This is a genomic window from Salinicola sp. RZ23 (genome assembly GCF_003206675.1).
GTDB lineage: Bacteria > Pseudomonadota > Gammaproteobacteria > Pseudomonadales > Halomonadaceae > Salinicola > Salinicola endophyticus.
The window spans coordinates 47144-58464 of the sequence record NZ_PZJK01000011.1 but is presented as its reverse complement, the minus strand read 5'-3'; the positions used below and the strand labels follow the sequence as shown (position 1 = coordinate 58464).

Annotated in this window: 11 protein-coding genes; 2 read left to right on the top strand and 9 right to left on the bottom strand. The window is 65.1% G+C overall.

Annotation, left to right across the window (positions count from 1 at the left end; translation table 11 throughout):
• Nucleotides 1–82: 82 nt before the first annotated feature.
• The 3 genes from DOM67_RS11620 to DOM67_RS11610 form a co-directional block, all read right to left on the bottom strand.
• On the bottom strand, nt 83–1078 hold the full coding sequence (locus DOM67_RS11620; RefSeq protein WP_110676029.1) for a tripartite tricarboxylate transporter substrate binding protein: 996 nt from the start codon (nt 1076–1078) through the stop codon (nt 83–85).
• Nucleotides 1079–1308: 230 nt separating this feature from the next.
• On the bottom strand, nt 1309–2643 hold the full coding sequence (locus tag DOM67_RS11615) for an MmgE/PrpD family protein (protein WP_110676027.1): 1335 nt from the start codon (nt 2641–2643) through the stop codon (nt 1309–1311).
• 412 nt (nt 2644–3055) lie between these two features.
• Nucleotides 3056–3349 carry a DUF1330 domain-containing protein gene (locus tag DOM67_RS11610; protein WP_110676025.1) on the bottom strand — a complete coding sequence of 98 codons (294 nt, stop codon included), beginning with the start codon at nt 3347–3349 and terminating at the stop codon, nt 3056–3058.
• 86 nt (nt 3350–3435) lie between these two features.
• Here DOM67_RS11610 and ribB point away from each other — a divergent pair, with 86 nt between their 5' ends.
• Complete coding sequence (ribB, locus tag DOM67_RS11605) at nt 3436–4599, top strand: 3,4-dihydroxy-2-butanone-4-phosphate synthase (protein ID WP_110676023.1); 1164 nt, start codon at nt 3436–3438, stop codon at nt 4597–4599.
• Here ribB and DOM67_RS11600 read toward each other — a convergent pair.
• The 6 genes from DOM67_RS11600 to DOM67_RS11575 all read right to left on the bottom strand — a co-directional run bounded on the left by DOM67_RS11600 (nt 4584) and on the right by DOM67_RS11575 (nt 9449).
• Nucleotides 4584–5159, bottom strand: a complete 576-nt coding sequence (locus DOM67_RS11600) for an NUDIX hydrolase (protein ID WP_110676021.1) — start codon at nt 5157–5159, stop codon at nt 4584–4586. The genes ribB and DOM67_RS11600 overlap by 16 nt on opposite strands.
• Nucleotides 5156–5893: a GntR family transcriptional regulator gene (locus DOM67_RS20225; RefSeq protein ID WP_110676019.1), complete on the bottom strand. Its 738-nt coding sequence runs from the start codon at nt 5891–5893 to the stop codon at nt 5156–5158. The genes DOM67_RS11600 and DOM67_RS20225 overlap by 4 nt, the downstream gene beginning before the upstream one ends.
• A gap of 110 nt (nt 5894–6003) precedes the next feature.
• On the bottom strand, nt 6004–6513 hold the full coding sequence (locus DOM67_RS11590) for a flavin reductase family protein (RefSeq protein ID WP_110676017.1): 510 nt from the start codon (nt 6511–6513) through the stop codon (nt 6004–6006).
• A gap of 16 nt (nt 6514–6529) precedes the next feature.
• Nucleotides 6530–8011 carry an aldehyde dehydrogenase gene (locus DOM67_RS11585; protein WP_110676016.1) on the bottom strand — a complete coding sequence of 494 codons (1482 nt, stop codon included), beginning with the start codon at nt 8009–8011 and terminating at the stop codon, nt 6530–6532.
• Nucleotides 8008–8838 carry an alpha/beta fold hydrolase gene (locus DOM67_RS11580; protein WP_110676014.1) on the bottom strand — a complete coding sequence of 277 codons (831 nt, stop codon included), beginning with the start codon at nt 8836–8838 and terminating at the stop codon, nt 8008–8010. The genes DOM67_RS11585 and DOM67_RS11580 overlap by 4 nt, the downstream gene beginning before the upstream one ends.
• A gap of 17 nt (nt 8839–8855) precedes the next feature.
• Nucleotides 8856–9449 carry an amino acid synthesis family protein gene (locus DOM67_RS11575; protein WP_110676012.1) on the bottom strand — a complete coding sequence of 198 codons (594 nt, stop codon included), beginning with the start codon at nt 9447–9449 and terminating at the stop codon, nt 8856–8858.
• Nucleotides 9450–9733: 284 nt separating this feature from the next.
• Between DOM67_RS11575 and DOM67_RS11570 the strand changes: the two genes are divergently transcribed.
• A complete protein-coding gene (locus tag DOM67_RS11570) occupies nt 9734–11311 on the top strand; it encodes a BCCT family transporter (RefSeq protein WP_110676010.1) in 1578 nt (525 codons plus the stop codon).
• The last annotated feature ends 10 nt before the right edge of the window (nt 11312–11321 follow it).

The window sequence follows — 11321 nt, the reverse complement described above, 5'->3', positions numbered from 1 at the left end:
CCCCAGGAACGGTGGCAGTCGATGTGTGAGTTGGTCGGATGGCGTGGGGGCAGGCCGCGGCGCGGGTGCGCCGCGGCAGGTCTCACTTGACCCCGGCTTTTTCCAGCGCGACCTCGGCGGTGTCGCTCATGCTGTAGATGAACTTCTTGTAGGCCTCGGGGCCCATCCATGAGTCGATCACCCCGGAATTGCGCGCGTACTGCTGGTAGTTCTTGTCTTTCATCGCCCTGTGGAAGGCGTCCGCGATCTGCTGCTGGGTCTCTTCGGGGATGCCGGCCGGACCGAACACGCCTCTGACCTGGACCCAGTCGTTGTTGACCTGATAGCCCTGCTCTTCGAAGGTCGCGACGTCGGGGAGTGCTTCCAGGCGGTCCGCGGCTAGCACGCCCAGACCATGGAGGCGGCCTGCATCGAAGTAGGACTGGGCGCCACTCAGATTGGACATGCCGACATCGATATGTCCGCCCAGCACTGCGGCGACGATATCGGGGGTAGCGTTGAAGGCGACCCATTCGAACTCGACACCGGCGGCCCGTTCGAGCATGGAGAGCGCAATGTATTGGGTGGAGCCGATCGAGCCGAAACCGCCCACACTGATCTTCTTGTCGCTGCGTTTTGCCGCCGCGATCAGATCGTTGAGGTTGCGGTAGGGCGAATCTTCGGCGGTCCAGATGAGGTTGGGGTCGACCTGGGTCGATGCGATCCAGGAAAAGTCGTCCAGGCTGAAGACACCCTTGAGATTGGTCAGCATGCCGGTCAGCGGGGTCAGGGTGTTGATTCCCAGTGTCAGGCCATCAGGCGCGGCGGCACGAACCCGCGCCAGCTGTGCGGCACCGGCGCCGCCAGGCGAATTGATGACCACGACCGGCTGGCCGATTTCCGGCTCCAGCGACTTTGCCAGAGTCCGCATGAAGACGTCGGAAGAGCCGCCAGCCTTGGTGTGCATGACGACCTTGACGGGGCCGGAGGGCCAGGTCTTGTCCTGAGCCATGGCCGTCGAGCCGATGACGCCAGCGAAGGAGAGGGCGGTGGCCGCCAGGACGACGGCTGTCTTACGTAGCAAGTGTGAAGTCTGCATGGCGTGTCTCCGTTATTGTCGCTTGTGGAGTTATCGATGTCCGATGGACTCGGCAGCAGATTCACACAGCAGACGTTCACGGCGCGACCGACGATAAGTCAGGACAGAGCCAAGATATTTTTAGAGTTTCTTCGGGTGTTTATTGCCTGATTTATTCAATGAGACTTTGGTCTATGACAAGAGTGGCGCGCCGGCTCACCTCTTGCGGCGCGTTGAGAGTCAGGTGGATATCACACCAGCGTCGCCGGCATCTCGTGGGTGTCGAGGATCTTCCGCTTGAGAGCCTTGCTGGCGTGTTTGGAGAGAACCTGCTGGCTCAATTCGTCATATTTGGCGATGAGTTCTTCCAGTGACAACGGGTTTTCGGGGTCGCCTTTGCGGCACGTCTGTAGGTGCGAAAAGGTTTGTCCATCGGTGGTCGTCAGGTGAACTCTGGCCATTCTTTGCGTGGGATAGTGCGCCGATAATTCGCGGTCTTCCTCTACGCTGATGCGTTCCATCAGGGCGCGAATATCGCGGCGGACCAGGGTCTCGGGCGCGAATGCCTCTAGGCGCAAGCGCCGCGTGAGCAGATAGGTCGCCAGACTGTACTGGAGGCTGAAGCGTGCTTCCTGCGGGGTGGTCGGCTCGGGCCGGTCGCACATCTGGTGCGTGGCTGCGTAACCCTCGACATGAATGTGCGTGATCGCTTCCACCTGCGTCCCGGTGGTGGCGAGCAGCGTTGCCAGCCCGTCGATGGCCGGGAAGATGTGTCCGCAGCAGCCGTGCGCCTTGATCGTCATGCGCGTAATGGGCGTCCACTCGCCGATACCGGCGAGCGCGCGCTGCCAGTCGCCGGGCGAGTCGCTGGTGGCCGCGGCGAATCCTGCCGGCGCCTCCAGACTGGCGAGAGAGGCGGTGATCCCGTGGCTGGCGGCATAGCCGGCGAGCACCCCTGCCTCGGCGGCATGGCCGGCGTGCAGCGGCTTGGCCATGCCACTGCCCTGCAGGTTCTGCTGATGGCCTGCGGCGAAGCTGCTGGCGAGAGCCACGGCGTGAGCGATTGTCTCAGCGTTGCCGCCCAGCAGCATGGCGGTGGCAGTGGCGGCTCCCAGGGTGCCGACTGTCGCCGTGGTGTGCCAGTAACGATAATGACTGGGCTGAATGGCGAGCGCGACACGACAGCCGAGCTCGTAGCCACCGATGATTGCCCGGTGCAGCGCTTGTACCTCGGCGCCGATCTCCTGGGCCACGGCCAGCGCAGCGGCGATCGTCGGGCTGCCGGGGTGATAGCCGCCGTCCTTGAAGATGTCATCGAACTCGACGGTATGGCTGGCGGTAGCATTGACCAGCGCCGCATAGCGCGGCGAGCGGTGGGTGCCGTCGACATAGCTCACGGCATTGCCCTGACAGGGGAGGGCGGAGAAGGCGCTGGCCAGCAGGGTAGCCGGCGCCTGAGTGGTGCCGGGAAGGGTCGTGGCGAACCAGTCGAGCAGCGCCTTGCGTGTCGCCAGTGTCACCTCGTCGGTGAGTGCCGCGGTGTTCCAGTGATGTGCGGCTGTGGCCAGCGTTTGAACGATTGACATCTCTCTCTCCCCGAAGATGACCGAAAGCCCGGCAGCACGCGGTAGAGCCGCGTCCGGGCCATATCCGCAGCAGCGTGACCCAGCTTCACCGGTACGAGAACTGACAATTGTTTAAGCCAGCACTGCGTTCTGGTTAGTAGGGGATTGTCGATGAACGCCACAGGCGATGCCGGAGCCGTTCCTGCGGCCTTCGGGTGCCAAGCCATCATGGCGCGCGGACAATCATGGCACGCGGATGTCAGGGTAGGTTTTCTCGGTCTTGGATACGCCGTGCTCGACATCAAATTCTACAGGCTGACTCAAAGATTGGAGCCCTGCAGGAACTCGTGACGGGACTACGTCGAGGTGGCTATCCATTGGGTGAGCCAAGACGGCGGTCGTGCTCGAGTCTGCACACCGAAATGGCTTTTCGTCAGGCGGGCACGATGGTGATATCGACCATCGCGGCATGACGCCGCGCGGCGCGCGCCTCGCGATATTCCGCGGAGTGATAGCAGGCCAGTGCCTGTTCCAGGCTCGGGAACTCGAAGATCACGCAGCGTTCCGGCGTCTGGCCGTCGCGACTCTCCAGCACCTGGGGCTGATCACTGCGTACCAGCAGGCGCCCACCGTAAGCCTCGAAGGCCGGCGGGGCCAGCTGCTGGTACATCTGGTAGCGCTCGCGTTGCGTGATCTTGACCGTGGCGATCCAGTAAGCCTTGGGCATGTCGCTCTCCGTCGATTGCTTTTTGTATTATGGTATGCCAAAACGAGTGGGAAGACATCTCTTCTCTCCACTGACTGGACCACGCCATGACTACCAAGCCGCTCACCTGCCGTGACGACACGCCTTTCGATACGATCGAAGAGATCATCGCCGACATGCGTGCCGGGAAAATGGTCCTGATGGTCGATGACGAGGATCGCGAGAACGAGGGTGACCTGGTGCTCGCGGCGGATCATGTCAGTGCCGAGGCGATCAATTTCATGGCCCGCCATGCCCGCGGGTTGATCTGCCTGACGCTGAGCGGAGAGCGCTGCGATCGTTTGGGGCTGCCGCTGATGGTGCGCGACAACGGCTCCAGCTTCACGACCGCTTTCACGGTCTCGATCGAGGCGCGTGAGGGCGTCACCACCGGCATTTCTTCCGCCGATCGTGCGGCCACCGTGCGTGCCGCGGTGGCGCCCGATGCCAGCCCGCGGGATCTCGTCAGCCCTGGGCATATCTTTCCGCTACGTGCCCAGCCAGGGGGCGTGCTGCAGCGCGCGGGGCATACCGAGGCCGGCTGTGACCTGGCGCGCCTGGCGGGCCTGGAGCCAGCCGCGGTGATCGTGGAGGTGATGGAGGAGGATGGCAGCATGGCCAAGCGCGACTCGCTGCTGGCCTTCGCTCGGCAGCATGGGATCCGCATCGGGACCATCGCCGACCTCATCCATTATCGCTCGAGTACCGAGCAGACTATCGCCAGCGTCGGCCACCAGGCGCTCGACACCGTGCATGGCCGGTTCGAACTCTACAGCTTCGCCGATAGCGTCGACGATGAGGTTCATCTGGCGCTGATGATGGGCGCGCCCGATGCCGAGCGCGCTTTCCCGGTGTATGTCCATGTCACCGATCCGCTGCGCGATCTGGTCGGGGCGCGGGCGCCCGGCGCGCCGCTCGGCTGGACGCTGTGGCAGGCATTGGAAACGATCGCCGCGCAGGGCGAGGGGGTGGTGGTCATCCTCGCGCATCAGGACTCGCCGGCGTCGTTGCTGTCACGGGCCGTGCACATACAGCAGGGTGACCTGACCAGGCTACGTCGCGACAAGGCGCGCACCGGCACGGGATCGCAGATCCTGGCGCGGCTCGGCGTGACGCGGATACGACTGCTGGGCGCGCCGGGCCCCTACCGCGGGTTGGCGGGGTTCGGGCTGGAGGTGGTGGATACGCTGGCGCCGCAAGGGGCAGAGGATGGCTCTCACGAGATGAAGTGAATGTGCCCGCTTTCCATGCTGCCACTGTAGACGCCGTGGCGGCCGGTAAGGCCTTCGTCGAAGTAGCGCGTGAGAATCTGGCCGATGGCAGGATAGAAGATCTCCTGCCACGGCAGATCATTGGCGCCGAACCACTGCACTTGCAGGCTTTCGGGGCCAGGCTCGGTCTCCTGGGCGACCAGGGTGGCGCGGTAGATCAGATAGATCTCGTTGGTCGGCGGGACGCTGAAAATCGAGTAGGGGGAGCGGATCTCGACCCGCATCCCGGTCTCTTCCATCACTTCCCGCGCGGCGGCCTCTTCGACGCTCTCGCCGTGCTCCATGAACCCCGCCGGCAGTGTCCAGCGCCCGACGCCGGGCGGAATGCCGCGCTGGCACAGCGCGATGCGCCCGCCTTCATCGATGATCGCGCCGGCGATGACGCGCGGGTTGTCATAGATCAGGTGGGCACAGGCCGGGCAGCGTAACCGCAGGTGGGTATCGCCCGGCGGCACGCACTGCTCCAGCGGCGCATGGCCGCACTGGGGGCAGTGGCGGGCGGCGGGGTGGCGTGGATTCACGGCAGGTTCTCGACCGGTAAGGGTGGGGTGATGGGGTCCGCGCTGACACCGTCGCGCTCGGCCAGCATCTCCAGTGCGACGAGGCTGGCGGACTCGATATGGGCGACACACGCCTGATGCGCCGCGGCGGCGTCACGTGCCCGAATCGCCTCGACGATGCGCGACATCTCGCGAAAGCTCTCGCGATAGCGCCCCGAGCGCGAGACGGTGGTCGCACGCAGATAGCTCACGCGGGCCTGCAACTGGGCCAGCAGCTGCCCGGCGACGCGGTTGCCGGAGCCGTCGTAGAGCACGCCATAGAAGGTACTGACCGCTTCCACGATGGCATCCGTCTTGCCGCTGCGCAGATGCGCCTTGAGCACCTCCCAGGCGGCGTCGAGCTGAGCCATCTGCACGGCTGTCGCCTTCTGGGTGAACAGCTGCACGATCAGGCTCTCCAGGCTGCAGCGCAGTTCATAGATGTCGCGGGCGTCCTGCAGCGAGATCACTGCCACGCGTGGCCCGCGGGTGCCGCACTGCTCGACCAGGCCTTCGGCCTGCAGATGACGCAACGCTTCACGCACCGAGGTGCGGCTGACGCCGAGGCGTTCGCACAGGTCGCGCTCGACCAGGCGGTCTCCGGGCAGGAACTGAAAGTTCATGATCGCTTCGCGGAGCTTTTCGAGGACCATTTCGCGCAGGGTGACCTGGGGGCGGGTGACCTTGAGGCTGTCGTCCATGGGGGTTCTTTTCATCGCTGACGTGTCCCTGGCGTCCGATTGAGCGAGCGAGAGGCCGCCGTCGGCAGGGCCGACGCACGCGCCTCGAGAGCTCGATCTTAGCATGGCGCCGGGGCCCGCCGCGGCTAGCCGCACGGGCGCGTGGTCAGCGCCTCGGGCAGTCGGCTCATCATGCCGCGGCAGTAGAGCAGCGGGTCGGGGCTGTCATCGCACAGCGTCAGGTGCTCGACTTCGCCGACGATGATGGCGTGGTCGCCCCCGGGATAGTTCTCCCATAGCCGGCACTCCAGGTAGGCGGCAGCGCCGGCGAGAATGGCATGTCCCCGCGGCGAGCGCTCCCAGGCGATGCCTGCGCTCTTGTCGGGGCGCTTGGAGGCGAAGCGGTAAGCGGTCTCTTCCTGGTCGTGGCCCAGAATATGGATGGTGAAGCGCCCGCTTCTGCAGATCACCGGATAGGAGTCCGATGTCAGGGCGGGGCAGACCAGCACCAGGGGCGGGTCCATGGAGACGGCCGAGAAGGCGCTGGCGGTGAAACCGACCAGGCGCTCCTGCTCATCCAGGGTGGTGACGACGGTGACGCCGCTGGGGAACGAACCCAGTACGCGCTTGTAGTTGTCGCTAACGCTCAGGGTCATGACGGTCTCCTCTCTCTCAACGCATGACGAAGGGGTCTGGCATCGGCTCATCGGAGAGATTGATCCAGATCGTCTTCAGTTCGGTGTAGTCCTTGACGCTATCCGGGCCGCACTCGCGGCCGTAGCCGCTGGCCTCGAAGCCGCCGATAGGCGCCATCGCCGAGACCGCCCGGTAGGTGTTGACCCACACGATGCCGGCGCGGATATCGCGGCTCAGTCGGTGCGCCCGTGCCACGTCGCGGGTCCAGATGCCCGCGGCCAGGCCATAGTCGGAGTCGTTGGCCAGCGCCAGGGCTTCGGCCTCGTCGCGGAAGGGCATCACCACCATCACCGGGCCGAAGACCTCTTCGCGCACGATGCGCGCCTGCGGATCGCGGGTGAGCAGGATGGTGGGCTGGAAGTACCACCCCGCGGCATCGCCCGGGGGGCGGTGGCCACCGGAGATCAGCTCCACGCCCTGCGCTTCGGCATCGCGTACGCGGCGCTCGACCGCTTCGAGCTGGGCCTGGGTCGCCATCGGGCCCATCTCGGTCGCGGGGTCGTCGGGGCGGCCGATGACGATGCTCTCGGCGCGCCGGCGCAGGGTCTCCAGCAGCGCGGGCAGGGCCTGTTCCTGGACCAGCACCCGCGAGCCGGCGACACAGCTCTGCCCGGCAGCGGCGAAGACGCCGGCGACGATACCGTTGGCGGCGCTGTCGAGATCGGCGTCGGCAAAGACGATGTTGGGCGACTTGCCGCCGAGCTCCAGCGATAGCTGGGCGAAGTTCTCGGCGCTGCCACGGACCACATGACGGGCGCTCTCGGTGCCCCCGGTGAACGCGATCTTGCGCACTTTGGGATGGCGTGTGAGGGCGGCGCCGGCGGTGGCGCCGTAGCCGGTCACCAGATTGACGACGCCCGCCGGGAAGCCGGCGCGCTCGACCAGCCGCAGCAGTCCGACCAGGCTGGCGGAGGCGTGCTCCGAGGGCTTGATGACCAGAGTGTTACCCGCTGCCAGCGCTGGCGCGAGCTTGATCGCGGTCAGATAGAGCGGGCTGTTCCAGGGAATGATGGCAGCGACCACGCCCAGCGGCACACGCACCGTGGCACCGAACATGTCGGGCTTGTCCAGCGCCAGGGTATCGCCGGTGACCTTGTCGGCCATCCCCGCGGCGTAGCGGAAGAAGGCCGGCAGATAGGCGACCTGGCCGCGGGTCTCGCGGATCAGCTTGCCGTTGTCGCGGCTCTCCAGCTGCGCCAGCGTCTCGGCTTCCGAGGCGATCAGGTCGGCCAGGTGGTTGAGCATCTGGCCACGGCGCGAGGCAGTCAGCGTCGGCCATTCGCCCTGTCTGAAGGCGCGGTGGGCACTCTCTACCGCGCTGTCGATATCTTTCTCGCCGGCATCTGGGAAGCGGCACCAGGGCGCGGCGGTGACCGGATCGAAGCTCTCGAAAGTGGCGCCGTCCTGCGCATCGCACCACTGTCCGTCGATGTACATCTGCATGTGCTCGAGGGTCATGACTGCATCTCTCCACGCGAGTGAGCGGAATGGTGGATCGTGAGGAAGTTGGCGATCAGCTCGGTGGCGACGCGTGGATGCTCCATCACGAACATGTGCCGCATGGCCGGCAGAATTCGGCACTCGGCGTTGGCCAGCCGCTGGCTCAAGCGCCGGGCCATGGCCGGGGTCGAGCCCGGGTCGTCGTCGCCGGTGGCGACCAGAACCGGCACATCGATCTGTGACAGACGGTCGCGACCGACGTTGTGCTCGCTGCCGAACAGCGCATAGCTGACGGTGTAGCCGTCTGGATCGTTGCTGGCCACCATGTCGCGAATGCGCGCGATGGCCTGTGGATGAGTGGCGCGGTAGGCGGGGCTGAACCAGCGCTCGATGGCGCTATCGACGTTGGCAGCCGGGCCCTCGGCACGCACCTGTGCCAGGCGCTCGCCCACGCCCTCGACCTGGCTCGGGCTGCGCTCGAAGACGCTGGCCAGAATCACCAGCGCCCAGCAGCGCTGGGGGTGATCCAGCGCCATCAGCCGTGCCACCAGGCCACCCATCGAGAAACCGACGATCGCTGCCGTGTCTATCTGCAGGGCATCCATCAGCTCGCAGGTCTGGGCGGCGTAATCCTCGAGCGTGCAGCCGGAGGGCGGCCGCGGGCTCGCGCCATGGCCCAGCATGTCGTAGGCGATGACGTCGTAGCGCTCGGCCAGCGCCGCGAACTGGGCCGACCAGATCGTGGCATCGAGACCGACGCCATGGATCAGCACCACGCTGGGGCCATGGCCCGCCCGCCAGTAGCGCGTGCCCGCTGGCGTCTCGCGCGCCTGGTGGGTGTGCATGCTCGCGTCCCGGGAACTCATTGTCCGGTATCACCCTCCGCCGCAAGCTCCTCGAGGTCCTGGTAACGGTTGCCGATCCGCGGATGCAGACGGCCGCCGTCGGCGGCACCCAGCGCGACCACGATTTCGTTGGCGCGGGGGGCATCCTCGATACGCATTTCGAGCGTGATGTAGTGCGAGCGGAAGCCCTCGTCGTCCTTGTGCATCATCGGGATCTGAATGGATGTGCCCGGGGCGCCGCGCTTGTTGGTGAAGCTGAGATAGCTCTGAGCGTTGACCGCACGACGGTAGTGATTGCCGAAGCGCAGCGTATGGATGATCGCCGAGGCGTGCTCGATCTCGCCCTCTGCACCCACCACGGCCGCCTTGCCGTAGGCCTCGATGGTATCGCCCGGCATCTCGCGCAGAAGGCGCGCGACGATCTCTTCACCCAGCGCCGAGCAGTGCTGCCGAATTTCGGGCTTCAGGTCCTCGACGAAGCCCCGGCCGGCCCACGGATTGGTCACCACGGCGGCGATACCCAGCATGGTCACGGGTTTGTCGCCGGCGCGGCCGCCCTCGATGAAGGTGGTCTCGCGGTAGCTGACGATCTTGCGAATCTCGAAACTCATGGCGCTCTCCCTTGAGCTGGTGAACAGGCCGGCGCGCGGCACTGCGATCGTTTTTATTCTTGGCATACCATAATACAGAAAGTCAAACCCCATGAATCGACAGCGAATCTCGCGGCAGACCCGAATTGAACTTTGGTATCAGGGGGCCTTTTTTGAGGTGACTGGATTTTTCTCTGAGTTTAAGGTTTTGTATTACGGTATACCAAAAACCCGAAAAACAATGATGCGCTTCGGCTGACAGCGGTGGGACCGGTTCGGCTCGAGGCTCCCGACAGGAGAGGCAGATGCACGACACGCGAGAGGACATTCCTCGATCCGGGCCGTTGGCTGGCGTCGACGTCACGACCACGGTGGCAGCGACGACCATGGTCATCGCTTTCATTCTCTTTACCGTGCTGATGCCGGATACGGCTCAGGCGACCTATACCTCGATCAAGGACTTCATCACCCAGCGGCTGGGCTGGTACTACATCGCCACCGTCAACCTGGTGCTGCTGGCGGCCGTGGTGCTGATCCTCTCTCCATGGGGCGGCATCCGCCTCGGGCGTGACGAGGATCGCCCCGAATTCAAGTGGTTCAGCTGGTTCGCGATGCTGTTCAGCGCCTCGGTCGGCACCGGCCTGATGTTCTTCAGCATCGCCGAGCCACTCACCCATATGCAGGGCAATCCGTTTCAGCGTATGGCGGGGATCGAGGCGGGGTCACTGGCCAGTGGCGAGCAGGCGCTGCAGATCACGCTGTTCCACTGGGGCCTGCACGGCTGGGCGATCTACATCCTGATCGGAGCCATGCTCGGCTACTTCTCCTATCGGCGCGGCCTGCCGTTGACCATCCGCTCTGCGTTCTATCCGCTACTGGGACGCCACATCTATGGCCCACTGGGTCATGCCATCGATCTACTGGCGATCTTTGCCACCCTGTTCGGCACCGCGACCACGCTGGGGCTGGGGGTGGCGCAGATGAATGCCGGGCTCAACCAGCTCTTCGGCTTGAGCATCAGCACCACGCACCAGGTGGTTCTGGTGGTGATCGTGAGCGTGCTGGCGACGCTGTCGGTCGTCTCGGGGCTGAAGAAGGGGATTCGGCTGCTGAGCGAATGGAACATCCATCTCAGCATGATTCTGTTCGCGTTCTTCATCATTGCTGGGCCCACGCTCTTCCTGCTGACCACCTTCGGCAAGACGATCGGCGGCTATCTGCTCCACATGATCCCGATGGGGCTGTGGGTCAATACCGATCCCAGTGACCAGTGGCAGAGCTGGTGGACCCTGTTCTATTGGGGCTGGTGGCTCTCCTGGGGCCCGTTCGTGGGCATGTTCATCGCGCGGATCTCCTACGGTCGCACCATTCGGCAGGTGCTGCTCGGTGGCATGGCGGCGTCGCTGCTGGCGGCCGGAGCCTGGATCGCCATCTTCGGTGGCACTGCGCTGCACCTGCAGTTCTTCGCCGGCGTCGATCTGGCCAACCTGGCGTCGAAGGATCTCGCCTCGGTGCTGTTCCACACCATCGACTCCGTCGCCGGTGGCGCGCTCGGCACCACCATGATCGGCATGGCGACGCTGATGATCATCACCTGGTTCGTCACTTCGGCCGACTCGGGAACCCTGGTGATCTGCACCATCCTCTCCCGCGGGGAGGCGCATCCGCCGCAGCTGCAGCGTGTCTTCTGGGGGCTTTTCCTCGGTGCGACCTCTGCCGTCCTGCTGGTCGCCGGTGGGCTGCAGGCGCTGCAGACCGCGGCCATCGCCTCCGCGCTGCCTTTCTCGGTGGTACTGCTGCTGATGTGTTTCTGCCTGTTCAAGGCTCTGATCGAGGACGGCCGCAGTCCCAGCCCGAAACGCTACGCATCCTCGCAGCAATGACCACATCACG